This window comes from Comamonas sp. 14P8.1.4 (assembly GCF_057799285.1).
The window spans coordinates 40,522-62,121 of sequence record NZ_JBYOKN010000003.1; the positions used below are offsets into that span (position 1 = coordinate 40,522).

The following is a 21,600-nucleotide window of genomic DNA, read 5'->3' on the forward strand; positions in this document are numbered from 1 at the left end:
CTGACATGGCTAGAAGGACGAACTAGGCGGCCAGAAAACGCTGGCGAATCGAACGCTCGATCCCCGCCGCATCCAGGCCCTGCAGCGCCAGGAGCTTGGCTGGATCACCGTGCTCAATGAACTGATCTGGCAGCCCCAGGTGCAGCATCGGGACGGTCAAACCTGCAGCAGACAAAGCCTCCGACACAGCAGCACCTGCGCCACCGGCCACGCAGCCTTCTTCCACCGTCACCAGCACATCGTGGCTTGCGGCCAGTTCACGCACCAGCGCTTCATCCAAAGGCTTCGCCCAGCGCATATTGGCCACGGTCGCATCCAGCGCCTCACCCACCTGCAAAGCGGGATAGAGCAAAGAGCCAAACGCCAAAATGGCGATGCGCGGCTGCGCTGCGCCTTCACCCTGGCGCGGTGCGGCGCTTTCACGGCGCATCTCGCCCTTACCAAAGGGCAGGCCCGACAAGTCCTTCAGCGGCTCCACGCCCACACCGGCACCACGCGGGTAGCGCACGCACACCGGGTGGTCTTGCGCATAGGCTGTGCTGAGCAACTGGCGGCATTCGCGCTCATCGGCAGGCGTGGCCATGCTCATATTCGGAATACAGCGCACAAAGGCGATGTCATAGGCACCGGCATGCGTAGCACCGTCGGCACCCACCAAACCGGCACGGTCCAGCGCAAACACCACGGGCAGCTTTTGCAGTGCCACGTCATGAATCAACTGGTCATAGGCGCGCTGCAAAAAGGTGGAGTAAATCGCCACCACCGGCTTGACGCCCTCACAGGCCATGCCGGCTGCAAAGGTCACGGCATGCTGCTCCGCAATCCCAACGTCGTAGTAGCGATCAGGGAAGAGCTTTTCAAACTCTACCAAGCCCGAGCCTTCACGCATCGCAGGCGTAATGCCGACCAGGCGCTTGTCCTGGGCCGCCATGTCGCACAGCCAGTTGCCAAAAATCTGCGTGAACGTCGGCTTGGAAGGTGCGTTGGACTTCACCACACCGACGGCCGGATCAAACTTGCCAGGACCGTGGTAGGTCACCGGATCGGCTTCGGCCAGCTTGTAGCCATGCCCCTTTTTGGTCACCACGTGCAGAAACTGCGGCCCTTCCAGGCTGCGAATGTTCTCCAGTGTGGGGATCAGGGAGTCCAGGTCGTGACCATCAATAGGGCCAATGTAGTTAAAGCCGAAGTTTTCAAACATGGTGGCCGGAACCACCATGCCCTTGGCGTGCTGCTCCAGGCGTTTGGCCAACTCCAGCAACGGCGGCACTTGCTTGAGCACGTTTTTGCCCACATTGCGCGCAGCCGCGTAGAACTGGCCACTCATGAGCTGTGCCAAATAGCGGTTCAGCGCGCCGACCGGCGGGCTGATGCTCATGTCGTTGTCGTTCAGGATCACCAGTAGGTTGCCATCCAGCACACCGGCGTTGTTCATGGCCTCAAAGGCCATGCCTGCAGTCATGGCGCCGTCGCCGATCACTGCAATAGCACGGCGATCCTCACCCTTGCGCTTGGCCGCCATGGCCATGCCCAAGGCGGCAGAAATACTGGTGGAGGAGTGACCGGCACCAAAAGCGTCGAACTCGCTTTCCGTGCGCAGCGGGAAACCCGAAATCCCCCCCAGTTGGCGCAGCGATGGCATGCGCTCGCGACGCCCCGTCAAAATCTTATGGGGATAGGTTTGGTGACCCACATCCCACACCACGCGGTCATACGGCGTGTTGAACACGTGGTGCAAAGCAATGGTCAGCTCGACCGTGCCCAAGTTGGAGCTGAGGTGCCCCCCGGTTTTAGACACACTGTCCAGCACACAGGCTCGCAACTCATCAGACAGCGCTTTGAGGTCGCTGCGCGACATCGCACGCAGGTCAGAAGGTGCATGCACTTTCTGCAGCAAAGGGTAAGCATTCGTGGTCATTAGCAAATTACGGGTGGCAGGTTGCACGAAGCGAACAGTGTGTGTTCACAAGTGCAAGCCAGGCAATAGGAGAAATTCGACGTTGTGGTGTGACCATGGCTCAGTGCGAGCGGGAAACCACCATGTGTGCCAGCGCAGCCAGGGCCCGGACATCCGCCAAGCCACTGTCTTCCAGCGCCTGCAATGCCTGCTGCAACAAATCGTTGGCGTAAGCGCGTGCGCCCTCCAACCCCATCAAGGAAACAAAAGTCGGCTTATCGTTGGCAGCATCTTTGCCGGGCGTTTTACCCAAAGTGGCCGCATCGGCCACGACATCCAGCACATCATCCACCACCTGGAAGGCCACACCCAGCGCCGTGGCATAACGGCCCAGGGCCTGCTGCACAGGCAGCGACACCGCAGCGCACGCCACCCCCATGGCAACACTGGCTTCCAGCAGCGCCCCGGTTTTGAGGCTGTGCATTTGGCGCAGCTGCTGTTCATTGAGTGCCTTGCCCACGCTGGCCAGGTCAATGGCCTGGCCACCAGCCATGCCCTGTGCACCGGCTGCCTGCGCCAGGATGCGGCACAACTTGGCTTGCACCGGGGCGGGCACCTCCAGATCCGAAGGGGTCAGCAGCTCAAACGCCAATGCTTGCAGGGCATCACCACCCAGCAAGGCCTGCGCCTCACCAAACTGCACATGCACTGTGGGCTTGCCGCGGCGCAGCACATCGTTGTCCATGCAAGGCATGTCGTCGTGCACCAGCGAGTACGCGTGGATCAACTCCACCGCACAGGCTGCGCGCAGAGCGGCCTCACTCAGCCCCTGCACCGACTGCGCGGCGGCCAGCACCAGCAAAGGGCGCAAGCGCTTGCCGCCATCCAGCACCGCGTAGCGCATGGCTTCGCCCAGGTTGGCAGGGGCACTCACCCCAACCCACAGCGACAACGCTTGCTCCGTGCGCTGCAGCTGCTCGTGCATCCATGCGTGGAAGTCAAAGGGAGAAATGGCTGGCGCGGAAGTGTTTGGTGTAGTCAAAATCTGAGATTCCATATCAACCCACTCAGTCCTGCGACCACTGCTTGATCTGCCCTTCATCCAGCGCGCGGATTTGCGCCTCGACAGTGTCGAGCTGCTGGCGGCAGAACTCCAGGAGGAAAGAAGCGCGGCGATAGCCATTCATCATCTCGCCCAGAGGTAATTGGCCGGACTCCATTGCCACTGCCAGCGTTTCCAGCTCGGCCAGTGCCAGCTCGTAGCTGGCTGGGGGCGTGGAAATGTCAAAAACAGCGTTGGTTTTGGCCTTGGGCATGTGGGCGCTCGTGGGATTGGGGAACCTGTGATTTTAGGCGGTGCAAAAGCGCCCCCGGCATCCGGGGCTTTGGCTTTGCACGCTGGCGCAGAATTTACAGTTTTCTGCAGCCAAGCTTTTGATTCAATACACATAAGTTTCCCGTGGAAATAACCCCACCACTTACATCCCCATTCCCCACCGACCGGCACGCGCTTTGCCCTGTGAGACGCAGCGCCCTCTGCCACGGCCCCTAGAGAGAAAACCACCGAGGAAGACGCTGAGATCGGCGCGCGCATGAACACAGGCCACCGCGCGCTGCCGGCACACGGTGGCTACGAGGTGGAGCCCTAACAGAGTCCGGCGGTGGACGGCATGCAGCATTTCCATGCGTGGTATCGCCAGACGATGGGGGTGCCGCCGTCGCAAACCTGCGCTTTTTTGCTACGCTCTCCAGAGCTGCCAGCGCCCTGTACATGGGCGCTGGCAGCTCTTTTTGATTGAAAACTACAAACAACAGCTAATCAGGGACAACTGGCCATGCAAGTGCTATGGATGGTGGTGGGCGCTTTTCTTTTTGCCACCATGGGGATGTGCATCAAATATGCCGCGCCCTATTTCAATACCGCAGAAATCGTTTTCTACCGTGGCCTGATCGGCATGCTGGTGCTGTGGCTGCTCAGCGCATCGCAAGGCGTCTCCCTCAAAACCGCCCACCCCTGGATGCACACCTGGCGCAGCCTGGTGGGGGTCAGCGCTCTGGGCAGCTGGTTCTACGCCATCACGCAAATGCCGCTGGCCAGCGCCATGACCCTCAACTACATGAGCAGCCTGTGGATTGCCGTGTTCCTGCTCGCTGGCGCCCTGTGGTCGCTGCACCCCAAAAGCGGCAAACCACGGCAAGCACTCAACACCCCGTTGCTGCTGACCATCTTCATGGGATTTGTCGGCGTGGTGCTGATGCTGCAACCCAGCTTTGCCCAGGAACAAACCCAGGCCGCACTGTTTGGCCTGGCCTCCGGGCTGCTGTCCGCGCTGGCTTATATGCAGGTGGTCTCGCTCTCGCGCATCGGCGAACCCGAGTCGCGCACCGTGTTCTTCTTCGGCCTGGGTTGCACCCTGGCAGGCCTGGTGGCGTGCTTCATCACCGGCTTTTCGCAATGGCCGGGCTGGCAGGCTGCCGTATGGCTGCTGCCTATCGGCCTGCTGGCCGCCGGTGGCCAGCTGTGCATGACCAAGGCCTACGCCAACGCCAAAACCGCACGCGGCACCCTGGTGGTGGCCAATCTGCAGTACTCAGGCATTGTCTTTGCCGGGCTGTACAGTCTGTTTTTGTTCAATGACCAACTGGGCTGGGAAGGCTGGCTGGGCATGACCTTGATTGTGATCAGCGGCATTGCAGCCACCATCTTCCGCTCCCGCGGCGCAGCCCGCCCGGCTAGCCCACGCTAGGCGCACGGCCTGCACTCTCTATATAAGAGCTGCTTACGCCTTTATTTGCTAGATATTCAGTTGTTTTACTTCTGAACTTCAAGCAGGACAATCGCTTGCAGCTCCTTTTTTTGTGAACACAGCCGTGGTGACTGGTTCACAATGCATGGAGATTGAACTCCCTGTGCATGGCCATGACTTACACCACCCTAATTTCGCCCGCCCAGTTGCAAGCCCTTCAAGCCAGCGGCCAGCCTTTTATGGTGTTTGACTGCAGCTTTGACCTGAGCAACCCCGCTGCAGGACGTCAGCAATATCTCGAAGCACACATCCCCGGAGCCGTGCACGCAGACCTGGACCAGCACCTGAGCGCACGCCACGGCGCGCCCGGCAAAGACGGGCAGGTGCAGACCGCGCAAACCGACCAGCCTGCCTCGGGTGGACGCCATCCGCTGCCCAGCCGTGAGCGCTTTGCCCAGTGGCTGTCTTCGGTGGGTTTTCGCAATGACATGCAAGCCGTGGTCTACGACCGCCAGGGCTGCAACTTCTGCGGCCGCCTGTGGTGGATGCTCAAATGGGCAGGGCACGATGCAGTCGCCGTGCTCGACGGCGGCCTGCCCAGCTGGGTAGCACTGGGTGGCAGCACCAGCCAAGGGGAAGAGCCCGCCCACTTCCAATCCAACTTTGCCCTGCAAGACAGCCTGCGCCAGCTGGTCAGTGCCACTGAAGTGGAGCGACGCCTGAACCAGGGTAACCAAACCCTGATTGATGCCCGCGCCCCCGCACGCTACCGCGGCGAGGTGGAGCCGCTGGACCCCGTGGCAGGCCATATCCCCGGTGCACTCAACCGACCGTTCACCGAGAACATCGCCCTGGATGGGCGCTTTAAACCCCAGGCTTTGCTGCGCGCCGAGTTCGATGCCCTGCTGCAAGGCCAGGACCCGGCCACCGTGGTGCACCAGTGCGGCAGCGGTGTCAGCGCCCTGCCCAACCTGATTGCCATGGAAATCGCAGGGTATGCCCCTACACAGCTGTTTGCCGGCAGCTGGAGTGAGTGGTGCAGCAACCCAGCCCGCCCGATGGCCAAAAGTTAAACATCGTTTCCGCTGAGAACAAGCGGGTTTTTGCACCTGTTTCAGGAGCATTAAGCGTCCTGAATTCAGGCATCATGCAGACATGCGGTGAAGGAAAAGCCAACTGGTATACAAGCCGTGATCCAGGCGGCTTTTCCCGGCATTGATTGAGCTTTTACCCGGCCTCCAAGCCGTTAAAATTCACCCCATCCCAGCAGTGCAATGCTGCTTATGTAGGAATTTCCCCTACAAACGCGGATACCAAACCAGACAAACCCAGATTGCAAACGAGACAACGCGCACCGGCGTGCCCCGACTCCATGCCTCGTTGACGGTATTTCACAATTCATTCCATCAGATCGCCGCTCGATCCCGAGCCAAGCGACCCACCCCCGAGCAACGACTCGAACAGGTTTTTTGGAAAAGGATGAATCATGAATGACGAACAATTGCTAGCTGAGATCCGTGAAGCCAACCTCACCTATTTGATGCTGGCACAGACGCTGATTCGCAAGGACAAAGCCGAAGCGGTTTTCCGCCTGGGCCTGAGCGAAGAAGCCTGCGACATTCTGGGCACCCTTTCCGCAGCCCAAGTGCTGAAGATCGCCTCCCGCAACACCATGCTGTGCAGCTTCCGTGTGGACGATGACCTGGTCTGGAACCTGCTGACCAACCACAGCAGCAACAAGATCGGCAACGAAGCCACCAACACGCTGCACGCTAACATCCTGATGGCCAGCCGCGTCTCCGAAGTCCTCTAAGCCCGCAACGCCCACCGACCCGACACGGAGACTCCCATGGCCAATACCGCCACCAAAAGCGTTCTGAACGAATCCAAGCAAATCGAACGTGCTGCCATGCTCATCAACATGGGCGCACGCATGCAAGTGCTCGAATCGGAAACCACGCTGTCCTACGAACGCCTGATTCGTCTGTACAAAGAGATTGCCGGCAAGTCGCCCTCCAAAGGCCAGCTGCCCTTCTCCACAGACTGGTTCCTGACCTGGCAAGAGAACATCCACAGCTCGCTGTTCCTGAACATCTATGAATACCTGTCCAAGGGCGTAGATGCGGACTCCGTCGAGATCCTGACCAAGGCCTACCGCCTGTACACCGAGCAGGTCACGGCCTCGCAGCTGGACTGCCTGCTGTCCTTCACCCGTGCCTGGCGCCTGGTGAAGTTTGTGGACGCCAACATGCTCACCCGCACCAAGTGCAGCAAGTGCAGCGGCATGTTTGTGTCTGAACTGTATGAAAACGCCCGCCACTTTGAATGCGGCCTGTGCACACCACCAGCGCGCGCTGGCAAGAGCAAGAGCGCAGGCGCACTGATGCTGCACTAAGCGGCATCCCATCCTTTTCCCTTCATTGACAGCCCGGCCCTTCAAGGTCGGGCTTTTTTTCGACCCCAAACACCTGCTTTGCCGCACGCGCCGGGATTTTTTCGTCGCCGCAAAGGCACAGTTCGGCGCAAGCGAGCGCCATGCCGGACAATAGACACCGTGTCCATTCCTCAATCTTTCCTGCAAGAGTTGCTCGCACGCGTCGATGTGGTCGACGTGGTGGGGCGCTACGTCCAGCTCAAAAAGGGCGGCGCCAACTTCATGGGCCTGTGCCCCTTTCACGGCGAAAAATCCCCCTCCTTCAGCGTCAGTCCGGCCAAACAGTTCTATCACTGCTTTGGCTGCGGCAAGAACGGCAATGCCATCAGCTTTTTGATGGAACACACCGGCATGGGCTTCATCGAGGCCGTCAACGACCTGGCCGGCCAGGTCGGCATGGTGGTGCCACAAGAAGACATCAGCCCGCAAGAGCGTGAGCGCCAGGCCGCCGCCAAGGTCAAGCAGGCCACACTCAACGATGTGCTTGAGCGCGCAGGCAACGCCTACCGCAGCCAGCTCAAAGACAGCCCGCACGCGGTGCAATACCTCAAGCAGCGCGGCGTATCAGGCGCCGTCTCCAGCAAATACGGCCTGGGCTATGCCCCCGCAGGCTGGCGCAGCCTGGCCAGCGTGTTCCCCGAATACGACGACCCGCAGCTGCACGAGTCGGGCCTCGTCATCGTCGGTGAAGACGACAAGCGCTACGACCGCTTTCGTGACCGCATCATGTTTCCCATCCGCGATGTCAAAGGCCTGTGCATCGGCTTTGGCGGACGCGTGCTGGGTAACGAGAAACCCAAATACCTGAACTCGCCCGAAACACCCTTGTTCCACAAAGGGCGCGAGCTGTACGGCCTGTATGAAGCCCGCGATGCACTGCGCAGCATGGGCTATGTACTGGTCACCGAAGGCTATATGGACGTGGTGGCCCTGGCGCAGCTGGGCTTTCCCAATGCAGTAGCCACGCTGGGCACGGCCTGCACCAACGACCACGTGCAAAAGCTGTTTCGCTTTACGGATTCCGTGGTCTTCAGCTTTGACGGGGACAACGCCGGGCGCCGCGCCGCGCACAAGGCACTGGAAGCGGCCCTGCCCTACGCCACCGACACGCGCAGCATCAAATTCCTGTTCCTGCCTGCCGAGCACGACCCCGACAGCTATATCCGTGAGCATGGCAGCGACGCTTTTGCGCGCCAGATCTCCAATGCCTTGCCGCTGAACCAATTTCTGCTGGAAGCGGCCAGCGCCGAGTGCGACCTGGGCCAGGCCCAGGGCCGTGCCAAGCTCTCCAGCCAGGCACGCCCGCTGTGGCACTTGCTGCCCGATGGCGCGTTCAAGCGCCTGGTGCTCGGTGAGCTGGCGCAAAAAATCCAGATCGACACGCGCGAGCTGTCCGATCTCTGGGCCCAGGCTGATGCGCAGGAAAAGCGTTTTCAGCGCGGCGCCAGCAAACCCGCTCCAGCCGCCCAGTACGACAATGCACCGCACAGCAGTGCATCGGCACCACCGGACTGGGTCAGTGAATTTGCCCCCACCGGCGGCAGCGCCCCTTATGGCGAACGCTGGCAAGGCAATAACAACGCACCACGCGGCGAATGGAAGAGCGACTGGAAAGGCAAAAGCAAATTTGGCCGCTACAAAGAGCAGCAGCGCCCTCCCATGCCAGGCGGCCCACGCGTGGCGCCTTCAACCGGGCCCGATCAGGCCACACGCATTTTGCTGTCGCAGATGAAGTTCATGGAACGCCTGGACAACGATGCGCTCGATACCCTGGCCAACCAGCCCGCACCCCACGGCCCGCTGTTCGCGTGGATTGAAAGCCAGTTCCAGGAAAACGGCCCCCAGCCCTGGGCCATCTTGCAAACGCGCATGGCCGACACCCCGCACGCCGCGCTGGCGCTGCAACTGATGAGCGGCCCGCACGGCCACCTGGAAGGCGAGGAAGAAGAACAGTTCCAGGAGCTGCGCAATATTCTGGGCCCCATGATGGCCGAGCGTGTAGGCACGCTGGCCACCGAAGCGCTCAAAGCCTATATGGCCAACCCGCACGACACCACCGCCAAAGCGCAGTACCAGGCACTGATCGAGCGGCGCAACCGCCTGCTGGCTGCGCCCACCACGCCGGGCAACTAAAACTTCAAAAAGAGGAGCTGCCAGCGCTTTGTTTTTCTAATATTCAAATCCAAATGTATTTGAATGAATGAATTGACGAGCGCTAGCAGCTCTATTTTTAAGAGCAATACCGCGCAAAGCCGCATGCAGCAAGGCTAACGCAGGCATCTAAAAATATTTACGAAAAAAACGCGCCAACCTCTTGCAATTTCTGGCGAACGCTATAATTAAACAGTTCATCGGCAAGAGCGACAGCAGCACCTCCGGCCCGGGCACCGTGATGGAATCACGTGTTGAGCAGCAATTGCTCGCCCAATATCCGCAAGGACTGCACACCAAATGATCGCCCAGACATCTTGCCTTGGGAGCTTTTCGCTCCCGCGCGTGCTGCATTTTTTTGCGCACGCTGACGCGCCGGGTTAGGTGGCGCTTGCGTTTTCCCTTTGTGTGTTCGCTTTTGACCAAGAGGTTTTCATGCCCGTTGCAAAGTCCGCGAAGAAGTCCAAGCAGGCGCCCGACGCTACCGCGAAGCCCAAAACTTCCAAAACCACGGCTGCTGCCAGCGCCAAAGCGCCTGCAGCCAAGGCTGCACCTGCGGCCGTGAAGAAGCCCGCTGCCAAAAAGGCAGTCGCTTCCAAGAAAGATTCTGATATGGCGACCCTGTCCCAAGCCGAACTCAAAGCCATGGCCGATGCGCTGCTGGCTGAATCCACACCCAAGCGTGGCAAAAAGAAAGCCGACGCTGAAGATGCGCCTGCTGCCAAGAAGCCTGCTGCCAAAAAGGCCGTAGCCGCCAAGAACGAAGACGCAGAAGTGGCCGAGCCCGCTGCCAAAAAGCCTGCGGCCAAGAAAGCGGCCAAGCCTGCTGCGGAAGCCAAGGCCCCGGCCAAGCGCGGCCGCAAGCCCAAGGCCAAGGAAGAGTCTGGCGACGACGAAGACCTGGGCGACTTTGACGCCGACATGGACGCAGATACCGAAGCCGAGGCAGAGCCCGAAGCGGAAGTCGAGACCGTAGAGACGGGCACGACCGAAAAGGCCAAGCCACTGCGCATGAAGATCAGCAAGGCCAAAGAACGCGCCTTGATGAAGGAATTCGGCCTGGACGAAACCGTTCTGACCGAAGACGAATTGAACACCCGCCGCCAGCGTCTGAAGATGCTGATCAAGCTGGGTAAGACACGCGGTTACCTGACCCACGCCGAAATCAACGACCACTTGCCCGATAAGCTGGTCGATGCCGAAACGCTGGAAGTCGTCGTCTCCATGTTGAACGACATGGGTGTGGCGGTGTACGAGCAAACGCCCGACGCCGAAACCCTGCTGCTGAACAACACCGGCCAGTCTGCAACGACCGAAGAAGAAGCGGAAGAAGAAGCGGAAGCCGCTTTGTCGACCGTGGACTCGGAATTCGGCCGCACCACCGACCCCGTGCGTATGTACATGCGTGAAATGGGTACTGTGGAGCTGCTGACCCGCGAAGGCGAAATTGAAATTGCCAAGCGCATCGAAGGCGGTTTGATGGACATGATGGAAGCGATCTCCGCTTCCCCTGCCACCATCGCCGAAGTGCTGGGCATGGCCGCGGAAATCCGCGAAGGTAAGGTCGTCATCTCCACCATCGTTGACGGCTTTGTGAACGCCAATGAAAACGATGACTACGTGGCCGAAGAAGACTTCGACGAATACGACGAAGAGGACGACGACGACGGCAAGGGCGGCTCCAAGGCGCTGACCAAGAAGCTCGAAGAGCTCAAGAATGAAGCCCTGTCGCGCTTTGACCGCATTGCCGATCAGTTTGAAAAGCTGCGCAAGGCCTACGACAAGGACGGCTGGGGATCTGCCACCTATAACAAGGTGCAGAAGGCCATCACTGAAGAGCTGATGACCATCCGCTTCACCGCTAAGACCATTGAAAAGCTGTGCGATCTGGTGCGTGGCCAGGTGGATGATGTGCGCAAGAAAGAGCGTGAGCTGCGCAAGATCATCGTGGACAAGTGCCGCATGCCCCAGGAAACCTTCATCAAGGAATTCCCACCGAACCTGCTGAACCTGAAGTGGGTGGAAGAGCACGCTGCCGCAGGCAAGCCCTGGAGCAATGTGCTCTCGCGCAATATTCCTCCCGTGCAAGAGCTGCAGCAAAACCTGATCGACCTGCAAGCGCGCGTCGTCGTGCCGCTGGAAGAGTTGAAGAGCATCAACAAGCGCATGAACGAAGGCGAGCGCAACAGCCGCTTTGCCAAGAAAGAGATGATCGAGGCCAACTTGCGCCTGGTGATCTCGATTGCCAAGAAGTACACCAACCGTGGTCTGCAGTTCCTGGACTTGATCCAGGAAGGCAACATCGGTTTGATGAAGGCCGTGGACAAGTTTGAATACCGCCGCGGCTACAAGTTCTCGACCTACGCCACATGGTGGATTCGCCAGGCCATTACCCGCTCCATCGCGGACCAGGCCCGCACGATCCGTATCCCTGTGCACATGATCGAGACCATAAACAAGATGAACCGCATCTCGCGCCAGCACTTGCAAGAGTTTGGTTTTGAGCCCGATGCGTCCATCCTGGCTGAGAAGATGGAAATTCCTGAGGACAAGATCCGCAAGATCATGAAGATCGCCAAGGAACCCATCTCGATGGAAACGCCAATTGGTGATGATGACGACAGCCACTTGGGCGACTTCATCGAAGACTCGGCCAACACCGCACCTATCGAAGCTGCGATGCAAGCAGGTCTGCGCGATGTGGTCAAGGACATTCTGGATGGCCTGACCCCCCGCGAAGCCAAGGTGCTGCGCATGCGCTTCGGTATCGAAATGTCCACCGACCACACACTGGAAGAAGTGGGCAAGCAGTTCGACGTGACGCGCGAGCGTATTCGCCAGATCGAAGCCAAGGCGCTGCGCAAGCTCAAGCACCCTTCGCGCTCCGACAAGCTGCGCAGCTTTATCGATTCGCTGTAACGCCTGCACTGCCCGCAAGCTGCCCATGGTGGCAGCAAGCGGCAGCCGCGCTCAGTGGCTATGGCCAAAAAAAGGAGACCCTGGGGTCTCCTTTTTTCTGGCTTCACATGACTTCCATAGCAACCAGCGCAGGCTGGATAAGGGCTAGACAGCCAAAACACCTGTCAAGCAATCGCCTGCGCTTGCAGCAAGGCCGCAATCTCGGCGTCGGCATAACCCAGCGACTGCAGCAGGGCCTGTGTGTGCTCGCCCTGCTTGGGGGGATTGCTGCGCACACCCAGGCGCTCACCATCCATGCGGATGGGCAGCAGCGTGGTTTTGGCCGTATTGCCCGCACGCTCGCCATCGCTGAGCTGCACATCGGCCAAGCCCCCTGTGGCCAGCAAGTGCGGGTCTTCAAACAACTGCTCAGGCCGTGAAATGGGCGCATAAGGCAGCTGGTGTGCTTCAAACACCTGGGCCAGATGCTCAGCACTGAAACCTGCCAGGCGCTTGCGCAGCTCCGGCAACATGGTGCCGCGTGCGCGCACACGGTCGTTGTTGGTTTGCAAGGCCGGATCGCTGGCCATGTCCTCAAAGCCCATGGCACTGCAGAAGGTGCGCCACTGCGCGTCGCTCACGGCCGCCAAGAAGATCTGTGCATCGTCCTGCACGCTGAAGACGTCATACAGGCCCCAGGACGAAATACGTTCGGGCATGGGTGCCGCAGGCTGCCCGGTGACGGCGTACTGCATCATGTGCTGGCCCACAAGGAACACATTGTTCTCAAACAGGGCCGAATCAATTTCCTGGCCCTTGCCGGTCTGGTTGCGCTGCATCAGCGCCGCCAGGGCGCCAATGGCACCAAACATGCCACCCATGATGTCGTTCACGCTGGTGCCGGCGCGCAGTGGATCGCCAGGGCGGCCCGTCATATAGGCCAGCCCACCCATCATCTGCACCACTTCATCCAGGGCAGTGCGGTGCTCATAGGGGCCGGGCAGAAAACCGGTGTGGTTCACATAGATCAGGCCAGGGTTCAACTGCGACAGGTGGGCGTAGTCCAGGCCGTACTTTTTCATCACACCGGGCTTGAAGTTCTGCAGCACCACATCGGCCGTCGATGCCAGGCGGATGGCGGCTTGCAAGCCTTCGGCACTGCGCAGGTCGATGGCAATGCTTTTCTTGTTGCGGTTGAACATGGGGAAAAAGCCCGCGCCCGCCCCCAGCAGGTGCCGTGTGAGATCGCCGGTCACAGGCTCCACCTTGATCACCTCTGCCCCCAGATCCGCCAGCACCATGCCACAAGCCGGCCCCATGACCATGTGACTGAACTCGACCACCCGAATGCCTTGCAGCGGCAAAGTCTTGGTGGTGGCAGGGGCGGAGCAAGGGGGTAGGTCAGAAGCGGCGGTGTCGGTCATAGCGGTAAAAATTCATCAAACAGCGGCCTGCACGGGCAGCCAAGGGTTTCCCCTTTGTAGCAATGATTCTAGGAAGCCCGCTGGGCCTGCCTCCCGATGTTTTGGGCAATCCGCCCATCCCCGAAGGTGAACACCCAGCCTCCGGAACGTGGCAGCGCTACAACAAAAGCAGTTTTTTTGACGATTTTTGGGCTTTACAGCCTAGCGATTCTGCGCCACGAGCTACTAAACTTGTAGCAGACAAGATTCAAAGCTATAGTCAAACCAGCTTGGATCGATGCAGATTGCGTCAGATCCATCCCCCATCTCAGCGCAAGGAGAAGCGTCCATGAGCTCTAAGGAAAACGCCGCCATCAACCAGTTGCTCGAAAAACTCGAGCGCCGCTATGCACTGCGCGTGCTGTGGGCACTGCGTGATGGTCACCCCCAAACCTTCCGTTTGCTGCAAGACAGCGTGGGCGGCATCACCCCCAATACCTTGAACACCCGTATCAAGGAATTGCGTGAAGAAGGTTTGATGGAACATGGCAACGACGGCTACACCGTTACCCCTTCGGGCCAGGACCTGCTCAAGCGCCTGAGCGATCTGCAGGCTTTTGCCACACGCTGGGCAGCCGCACGCGCGAAGAAGTAATCTAGGCACTTGCCTGCCGCAGCACGCTTGCGGCAATCACACAGGCACCTTGGGTGCCTGTTTTTCTTTGAGACCTTTGAACAAGGACATATTCCATGGCACTGACCACCACTGCCTCCGGCCTGCAATACGAAGACGTCGTTGTCGGCACAGGTGCCGAAGCGATCAGCGGCGCTGACGTCAAGGTGCACTACACCGGCTGGCTGTACCAGGACGGCGAGCAAGGCGCCAAGTTTGACTCCAGCAAAGACCGCCGCGAGCCTTTCGAATTCACACTGGACGACGGCATGGTAATCCGTGGCTGGGACGAAGGCGTGCAAGGCATGAAGGTGGGCGGCAAGCGCACCCTGATCATCCCCGCAGAGCTGGGCTACGGCGCCCATGGTGCTGGCGGCGTGATTCCTCCCCACGCCACATTGAAGTTTGAAGTCGAACTGCTGGGCACCAAGTCTGCGCCCGTGCTGCAAATCGAAGACACCGTCTTGGGCGAAGGTGCTGAAGCCACCCGCGGCGCACGCGTGACCGTGCACTACACCGGCTGGCTGTACAAGGACGGTGTGCAAGGCGCCAAGTTCGATTCCAGCAAAGACCGCAATGACCCCTTTGTGTTCCAGCTGGGCGCAGGCATGGTCATCAAGGGCTGGGACAAGGGCGTGCAAGGCATGAAGGTGGGCGGCAAGCGCACCCTGATCATCCCCCCAGAAATGGGTTACGGCGCACGCGGTGCAGGCGGCGTGATTCCAGGTAACGCCACGCTGAAGTTTGACGTGGAGCTGCTGGCGGTTTAACCCCAGTCGCAGCAGTTATCGCAGCCCTTGCGCAATGGCTGCAACATAAGCACAACGGCCTGTCTGAGACAGGCCGTTTTTTATGGTGAACAGGCTGTGCTGCGCTCAGCCGAACAGCGCCCGCTCCAGCGGGGCATAGGCCACAGGCCCGACAACTTCCTTGATTTTCGGGGCCACCTGGGACAGTGCTTCGTAGCTGGTGGCTGCCTCCACCGCCAGATTCAGCCGAAAGCCCGACAAGCCCAGCTTGCCCGTCAGCCCCACAGCCAGCGGATAGGCATCGCGGTAGCGCTCTTGCGGCGAGCGATCTGACAGGGCCGCTGGCGCCAACCCGGGTGCGGCAGGCGTCACATCGCTGAGCAGCCCGGCCTGCGCCATGGCCTCGATATCGTCCAGCGTCACGCCCAACCCCTGGGTCGCAGCCAGCACATCCTGCACCGTGCGTTGCCCATCAAACAGCAAAAAGGCCGAACGCAGCTTGCCCGCCAACTGCACGCTGCGCTCTTTGAAGGCCAGCTGGCCCTCTGGCGTTTTGATCAATAGCACTCCCATACCGCCACCTCCTGCATCTTGTATCTATTGGGCAGCATGACATACATCGCCGTCGCGTCGCATTGGGGCAATCCATGTTGAGGCAACGCTTCATCACTCCTATTTCATGAGCGCATAGCGCATGAAATATGTGCATTTCAAAATACTTTTATGTTGAAACCATTCAAAGCCAAGCGCTAGCAGCTACTTTTTTTGATAGGCGTGCGGTGTCAACACACTGACGACAACCGTCACCAGCACGCCCAGCAACACACCAAAAACCCCGGCCGAGATCGGCTGCAGGCCCCACCACAGGCCATCGGCCAGCAAGATTTGCGGCACCGTGTGCTGTACCCATTTGCTGTGCGACAGCATGTAATACGCCGTGATGCCCAGCCCTGCCAGCATGCCGGCGACCGCGCCGTAGCGCGTGACACCGCGCCAGAAGATGCCCAGCACCATGACGGGCACCAGCGCCGAAGCCGCCAGCGAGAACGAGGCAGCCACCATCGGCAAGATGTCGGAAGAACGCTGGCCAGCCACCCAGGCGGCCACCAAGGCCACGGCCATGAGCACAAATTTGGACAGAATCACCCGCTGCTCAGGCGAAGTTTTGTGCACCCTGGCGCTCACATACACATCACGCACCAGCGCACTGCTGATGGTGAGCAGCAAACCATCGGCCGTGGACAACGCCGCCGCCAGCCCACCTGCAGCCACCAACCCGGCAATCACATACGGCAGGCCGCCGATTTCAGGGGTGGCCAGCATGATCAGATCCGCGCCCAGGCGCAGCTCGCCAAACTGCAAAATGCCATCGCGGTTGACGTCTTCGACCGACAGCAGCGAGGCATCGACCCGCGCCCACTGGGCAATCCAGCTAGGCAGCTCATCAAAGCGCACCCCCACCAGGTTGTTCATGACCTCCAGCTTGATCAGCGCGGCCAGCGCTGGCGCCGTCAGGTAGAGCACGGCGATGAAAAACAGCGTCCATGCCACAGACGTGCGTGCGCCGGATACCGAAGGCACGGTGTAGTAGCGCGTGAGCAAATGCGGTAGGCCCGCCGTGCCCAGCATCAGGCAGAACATCAGCGCCATGAAGTTGTTGCGCTCGTCGTTGAACTGCTGGCGCTCCTGGGGCGTGCCATCCGGGTCGCCGCCAAACGGCTGGCTGTGGCGCGGCAAACCCGACAGGGGCTTGGCACGCTCGCGGTAGTCCTGCAACTGCTGGCGCCACTGCTGCTCGGCCACCTGCGGGCTGCGCGGCAAATTCGCATACTCACGGCTGACCGCCGCAATCTGCCCCACATCGCTGTTGATGGAGCGCAGATAGCGCAATCGCTCGTGCAGCACCAGGCGGTCGCGCTCCAGCGCCAGGGGCACATCCTGCAGCTTGGCCTCCAGCAAGTCGGCCCGCTCGCTGTAGGTTTGCCGCACCGACAACTCATGGGGCGAGGCCAGCAGTTGCTCCTCCAGTTCGGCAATTTTCTGCAGCTGACTGGCATAGGCCACGGCCGCCACCGGATTGCCCAGCTGCTTGTACGCCAACCAGGACACCGGTATCAAAAACGCGAGCAAAATCACCACGTATTGCGCTACCTGCGTCCAGGTGACCGCGCGCATCCCCCCCAAGAACGAGCACAGCAACACGCCGCCCAGGCCCAGCATGATGCCAATTTCAAACTGCACGCCGGTCAGGCGTGAAGCAATCAGCCCCACCCCGTAAATCTGCGCCACCACATAGGTGAACGAGCACACCACCGACGCCAATGCGGCAATCGAGCGCGGCCAGTGCCCGCCAAATCGCACCTGAAAAAAATCAGGCAGTGTGTAGAGATTCATGGCCCGCAGATGCGGTGCAACCAGCATGGCCACCAGGCAAAAGCCCCCTGTCCAGCCCAGCAGATAGGCCAGCCCACCAGGCTGGCCGCTGCTGCCGCCAAAGCCCTGCAGGTACAGCGCCCCAGACAGACTGATAAAGGAGGCCGCGCTCATCCAGTCGGCAGCGGCCGCCATGCCGTTGTACATGGGCGGAATGCGGCGGCCAGCAACGTAGTACTCATCCGCATCGCTGGTGCGACTCCACACCCCGATACCGGCATACACCATCACCGGCACAAACAAAAAGATCGGCCCAATCCACTGGCGCGGCAGCCCGCGCTCTTCGGCCCAGGTCATCAACAGCAGAAAAGCCAGCACGCACAGGCAGTACAGCCCCACCAGGCGGTGGATGCGCCACTGGTAGGCACGCGCACGTGACGGTAAAACGGCACGGGTGCCGGGAGCAATAGGCATGGGTGAAGGGAAAGAAGGCGGCGCTGCCACTAGGCGGAGCGCTCGAGCATATCCATCACCACACAGTAAACCAGCGCGATCAGCATGAACATCAGGACTGCCCCTTGGGCGGCCATCCAGTAGCCCAGCTGCCAGCCTTGCACCCATGCCTGCAAGTCCCGCGCAAAAAACACCACCCCAAATGAAGACACCACCCAGACTGCCAGCAAAACTGCCTTGAGCCACAGGTGGTGTGTGTCGTGCAAGTCGGGCGGCATCTGCCCCCCGTTTGCAGTGGGTGAAGACCTGTCATGCACCTCGTTGTCCGAAAACTGCATCACAGGCCTTTCATTGCAGGTGAATTAACCTGCCAGGTTTTGCCAGGTGTCGATCACCGTATCGGGGTTCAGCGAGATCGACACAATGCCCTTGTCAGCCAACCACTTGGCGAAGTCAGGGTGGTCGGAAGGGCCTTGGCCGCAGATACCGACGTACTTGCCTTGTGCCAAGCAAGCCGAAATGGCGCGCTCGAGCATCTTCTTGACCGCAGGATCGCGCTCGTCGAAGTCTTGGGCCAGCAGTTCCAGACCGGAGTCACGGTCCAGACCCAGCGTCAGCTGTGTCAAGTCGTTCGAGCCAATCGAGAAGCCGTCAAAGAACTCGAGGAACTCTTCGGCCAAGATGGCGTTGGAAGGCACTTCGCACATCATGATCAACTTCAGCTCGTTCTCACCGCGCTTGAGGCCGTTTTCGCCCAACATGGTGGTCACGCGCTCAGCTTGCTTGAGCGTACGTACGAAAGGAATCATGATCTGCACGTTGGTCAGACCCATGTCTTCACGCACGCGGCGCAGGGCTTCGCATTCCATCTTGAAGGCTTCGCCGAAGTCTTCGGAGATGTAACGTGCCGCACCGCGGAAGCCCAGCATCGGGTTCTCTTCCTCAGGCTCGTAGCGGCTGCCACCGATCAGCTTGCGGTATTCGTTGGACTTGAAGTCCGACATACGCACGATCACAGGCTTGGGCCAGAAAGCCGCGGCAATGGTGGCCACGCCTTCGGCGACCTTGTCCACGTAGAAAGCACGGGGGGATGCATGGCCACGGGCCACGGATTCCACAGCCTTCTTCAAGTCTGGGTCAACCGCTGGGTAGTCCAGGATGGCCTTGGGGTGCACACCAATGTTGTTATTTATGATGAACTCCAGGCGGGCCAGACCCACACCTTGGTTAGGCAGCTGGGCAAAGTCAAAGGCCAGCTGGGGGTTACCCACATTCATCATGATCTTGGTGTCGATCTCGGGCATTTCACCGCGAGTCACTTCGGTCACTTCGGTCTCGATCAGACCGTCATAGATCTTGCCGGTGTCGCCTTCGGCGCAGGACACGGTCACCAGGGTGCCGTCCTTCAGGCGCGCAGTCGCGTCGCCGCAGCCCACCACAGCAGGGATACCCAACTCACGCGCGATGATCGCAGCGTGGCAGGTACGGCCACCACGGTTGGTGACAATGGCCGATGCCTTCTTCATGACGGGTTCCCAGTTGGGGTCGGTCATGTCGGTCACCAGCACATCGCCGGCTTGCACCTGGTCCATTTGCGAGATGTCAGACACCAGACGCACGGGGCCGGTACCAATCTTTTGACCAATCGCGCGGCCTTCGGCCAGCACGTTACCCGTACCCTTGAGCTTGTAACGCAGCTCTGCCTGGCCCTTGGACTGGCTCTTCACCGTTTCAGGACGTGCTTGCAGGATGTACAGGTGGCCGTCAGTGCCATCCTTGCCCCACTCGATGTCCATGGGACGGCCATAGTGCTCTTCGATCACCAGCGCGTACTTGGCCAGCTCTTGCACGTCAGCGTCGGTCAGCGAGTAGCGATTGCGCAGCTCAGGGGCCACATCGGTGGTCTTGACCAGCTTACCGGAAGCCGCTTTTTCTTCGGCGGTCGAGAACACCATCTGGATCAGCTTGGAGCCCAGGTTGCGGCGGATCAGCGCGCTCTTGCCAGCCTTGAGCATGGGCTTGTGCACGTAGAACTCGTCGGGGTTCACGGCGCCTTGCACCACGGTTTCGCCCAGGCCATAGCTGGAAGTGATGAACACCACTTCTTCAAAACCCGATTCGGTGTCGATGGTGAACATCACGCCGGCAGCGCCCAAGTCGGAACGCACCATGCGCTGCACGCCAGCGGACAAGGCCACTACGTCGTGTTCAAAGCCCTTGTGCACGCGGTAAGAAATGGCGCGGTCGTTGTACAGCGACGCGAACACTTCCTTCATCTTGTGCAGCACGTCTTCGATGCCGACCACGTTCAGGAAGGTTTCTTGCTGGCCGGCGAACGAAGCGTCAGGCAGGTCTTCTGCGGTGGCAGAGGAGCGCACGGCGAACGAAGCGGCTTCGTTGCCACCTTGCAGCGTGATAAATGCTTCGCGGATGGCCTTTTCCAGGTCGGCAGGGAAAGGCTGTGCTTCCACCATGGCGCGGATTTCGGCGCCCACAGCGGCCAGTGCGCGGACGTCGTCCACATCCAGGGCCTTGAGCTTGGCGGAAATCTTGTCAGCCAAGCCTTCATAGGCCAGGAAGTCGCGGAAAGCGTGGGCGGTGGTGGCAAAGCCTGTGGGCACGCGCACGCCCTGGGGCAGCTGGGAAATCATTTCGCCGAGGGAGGCGTTTTTACCGCCAACAACCTCAACGTCGCTCATACGCAAGTTTTCGAAAGGCACGACCAAAGCGGTCGCTTCGAAACGGTTAGACATGGGAAGCTCCAAAGTTAAAAACCGACATGCCCCAGCGGCCGCCCTTCAAGCGCACCTGCTGGCTGTCCCACATGCTTGGTAATGACAACTTCGTTGTTCTGGTTGTCGGTCATCACGTTGCACGCGAGCGAAATTGGGAATAATGGGCGTCATTCTAGTCCCGGCTTGGCAATCTCGCTGCAAGCTTGGGTGTTTGACTTGAATGGAATTGTTGGCCCATGCACTCGCGCACCGTATACGTAATTTCTGATGGCACTGGCATCACTGCTGAAACTTTTGGCACCGCTTTGATGACCCAGTTCGACATCAAACCCCGCATCGTGCGCATCCCCTTTGTGGACACCGTGGACAAGGCCCACCAGGCCGTGCGCCAGATCAACCACACCGGTGAAGTAGAAGGTAAAAAACCCATCGTTTTCAGCACGTTAGTCAACCAAGAGGTGGTGGCGGTGATCAACGAAGGCTGCAAGGGCCTGTTGATGGACATGTTTGGCACTTTCGTCAAACCGCTGGAAGACGAGCTGGGTCTGAAAAGCCAGCACCGTGTGGGCCGTTTTTCGGACATCAGCCAGAGCAAGGAATATCTGGACCGCATGGAGGCCATCAACTACACGCTGGCCCACGATGATGGCCAGACCAACCACGACCTGACCGGCGCAGATGTGGTGTTGATCGGTGTGAGCCGCTCGGGCAAGACCCCGACCAGCCTGTACCTGGCCATGCAATTTGGCCTGAAAGTGGCCAACTACCCCCTGATTCCGGAAGACTTCGAGCGCAAAAAGCTGCCACCAGCGCTGGAGCCCATCAAGAAAAAGCTGTTTGGTCTGACGATTGACCCGGTGCGCCTGTCCAGCATCCGCAACGAACGCCGCCCCAACTCGCGCTACGCCAGCCTGGAAAACTGCCGCAACGAGGTGCACGAGGCCGAAGCCATGATGCGCCGCGCCGGGGTGAACTGGCTGTCCACCACCACCAAATCGATCGAAGAAATCTCCACCACCATCTTGCAAGAAGTGCTGCCCCACCGCCTGGGCGTGGGTCTGCACGGCTAAAACCGCGAGGCTTTAAG

At 60.0% G+C, this 21,600-nt stretch carries 17 protein-coding genes and 1 pseudogene; 10 read left to right on the forward strand and 8 right to left on the reverse strand.

The genetic code is table 11. The features are described 5' to 3' along the window. Positions 1-22: 22 nt before the first annotated feature. The 3 genes from dxs to xseB form a co-directional block, all read right to left on the reverse strand. Entirely contained in the window at positions 23-1,918 is a 1,896-nt protein-coding gene (gene dxs / locus AC27VO_RS07185) for a 1-deoxy-D-xylulose-5-phosphate synthase (protein ID WP_488666409.1), read from the reverse strand. Positions 1,919-2,018: 100 nt separating this feature from the next. Then, positions 2,019-2,954, reverse strand: coding sequence for a polyprenyl synthetase family protein (locus AC27VO_RS07190; protein WP_488666036.1), 936 nt, complete (start codon positions 2,952-2,954; stop codon positions 2,019-2,021). A 10-nt stretch (positions 2,955-2,964) separates the two neighbouring features. After that, complete coding sequence (gene xseB / locus AC27VO_RS07195) at positions 2,965-3,213, reverse strand: exodeoxyribonuclease VII small subunit (protein ID WP_488666037.1); 249 nt, start codon at positions 3,211-3,213, stop codon at positions 2,965-2,967. Positions 3,214-3,732: 519 nt separating this feature from the next. Here xseB and AC27VO_RS07200 point away from each other — a divergent pair. The 6 genes from AC27VO_RS07200 to rpoD all read left to right on the forward strand — a co-directional run bounded on the left by AC27VO_RS07200 (position 3,733) and on the right by rpoD (position 12,148). Continuing rightward, complete coding sequence (locus AC27VO_RS07200; protein ID WP_488666038.1) at positions 3,733-4,644, forward strand: DMT family transporter; 912 nt, start codon at positions 3,733-3,735, stop codon at positions 4,642-4,644. Between the two features lie 173 nt (positions 4,645-4,817). Next, positions 4,818-5,717, forward strand: coding sequence for a sulfurtransferase (locus AC27VO_RS07205; protein WP_488666039.1), 900 nt, complete (start codon positions 4,818-4,820; stop codon positions 5,715-5,717). Positions 5,718-6,130: 413 nt separating this feature from the next. Continuing rightward, on the forward strand, positions 6,131-6,457 hold the full coding sequence (flhD, locus tag AC27VO_RS07210; RefSeq protein WP_312564648.1) for a flagellar transcriptional regulator FlhD: 327 nt from the start codon (positions 6,131-6,133) through the stop codon (positions 6,455-6,457). A 36-nt stretch (positions 6,458-6,493) separates the two neighbouring features. After that, positions 6,494-7,039, forward strand: coding sequence for a flagellar transcriptional regulator FlhC (gene flhC / locus AC27VO_RS07215; protein ID WP_488666040.1), 546 nt, complete (start codon positions 6,494-6,496; stop codon positions 7,037-7,039). Between the two features lie 159 nt (positions 7,040-7,198). Next, positions 7,199-9,211 (forward strand): DNA primase, encoded by a 2,013-nt coding sequence (gene dnaG / locus AC27VO_RS07220; RefSeq protein ID WP_488666041.1) that lies wholly within the window; start codon positions 7,199-7,201, stop codon positions 9,209-9,211. Between the two features lie 453 nt (positions 9,212-9,664). Beyond that, entirely contained in the window at positions 9,665-12,148 is a 2,484-nt protein-coding gene (rpoD, locus tag AC27VO_RS07225) for an RNA polymerase sigma factor RpoD (protein ID WP_488666042.1), read from the forward strand. 164 nt (positions 12,149-12,312) lie between these two features. On the opposite strand, the gene AC27VO_RS07230 is transcribed toward rpoD, so the two are convergent. Next, positions 12,313-13,551 (reverse strand): CaiB/BaiF CoA transferase family protein, encoded by a 1,239-nt coding sequence (locus tag AC27VO_RS07230; RefSeq protein ID WP_488666043.1) that lies wholly within the window; start codon positions 13,549-13,551, stop codon positions 12,313-12,315. A 328-nt stretch (positions 13,552-13,879) separates the two neighbouring features. Between AC27VO_RS07230 and AC27VO_RS07235 the strand changes: the two genes are divergently transcribed. The 3 genes and pseudogenes from AC27VO_RS07235 to AC27VO_RS07245 all read left to right on the forward strand — a co-directional run bounded on the left by AC27VO_RS07235 (position 13,880) and on the right by AC27VO_RS07245 (position 14,973). After that, positions 13,880-14,185 (forward strand): winged helix-turn-helix transcriptional regulator, encoded by a 306-nt coding sequence (locus AC27VO_RS07235; RefSeq protein ID WP_191722908.1) that lies wholly within the window; start codon positions 13,880-13,882, stop codon positions 14,183-14,185. 95 nt (positions 14,186-14,280) lie between these two features. Beyond that, positions 14,281-14,625 (forward strand): annotated as a pseudogene (locus tag AC27VO_RS07240) (FKBP-type peptidyl-prolyl cis-trans isomerase); the annotation flags it as partial. Then, positions 14,620-14,973, forward strand: a complete 354-nt coding sequence (locus AC27VO_RS07245) for an FKBP-type peptidyl-prolyl cis-trans isomerase (RefSeq protein WP_488666410.1) — start codon at positions 14,620-14,622, stop codon at positions 14,971-14,973. The pseudogene AC27VO_RS07240 and the gene AC27VO_RS07245, both read left to right, overlap by 6 nt. Before the next feature lie 105 nt (positions 14,974-15,078). On the opposite strand, the gene AC27VO_RS07250 is transcribed toward AC27VO_RS07245, so the two are convergent. The 4 genes from AC27VO_RS07250 to ppsA form a co-directional block, all read right to left on the reverse strand. Continuing rightward, positions 15,079-15,525: a hypothetical protein gene (locus AC27VO_RS07250; RefSeq protein WP_488666044.1), complete on the reverse strand. Its 447-nt coding sequence runs from the start codon at positions 15,523-15,525 to the stop codon at positions 15,079-15,081. A 183-nt stretch (positions 15,526-15,708) separates the two neighbouring features. Then, entirely contained in the window at positions 15,709-17,799 is a 2,091-nt protein-coding gene (locus AC27VO_RS07255; RefSeq protein WP_488666045.1) for a VC_2705 family sodium/solute symporter, read from the reverse strand. A gap of 29 nt (positions 17,800-17,828) precedes the next feature. Then, positions 17,829-18,056 carry a DUF4212 domain-containing protein gene (locus tag AC27VO_RS07260; RefSeq protein ID WP_488666411.1) on the reverse strand — a complete coding sequence of 76 codons (228 nt, stop codon included), beginning with the start codon at positions 18,054-18,056 and terminating at the stop codon, positions 17,829-17,831. Positions 18,057-18,140: 84 nt separating this feature from the next. Continuing rightward, positions 18,141-20,531: a phosphoenolpyruvate synthase gene (gene ppsA, locus AC27VO_RS07265; protein WP_488666046.1), complete on the reverse strand. Its 2,391-nt coding sequence runs from the start codon at positions 20,529-20,531 to the stop codon at positions 18,141-18,143. A gap of 218 nt (positions 20,532-20,749) precedes the next feature. Here ppsA and ppsR point away from each other — a divergent pair, with 218 nt between their 5' ends. Further along, positions 20,750-21,583 carry a posphoenolpyruvate synthetase regulatory kinase/phosphorylase PpsR gene (gene ppsR / locus AC27VO_RS07270; RefSeq protein ID WP_488666047.1) on the forward strand — a complete coding sequence of 278 codons (834 nt, stop codon included), beginning with the start codon at positions 20,750-20,752 and terminating at the stop codon, positions 21,581-21,583. The last annotated feature ends 17 nt before the right edge of the window (positions 21,584-21,600 follow it).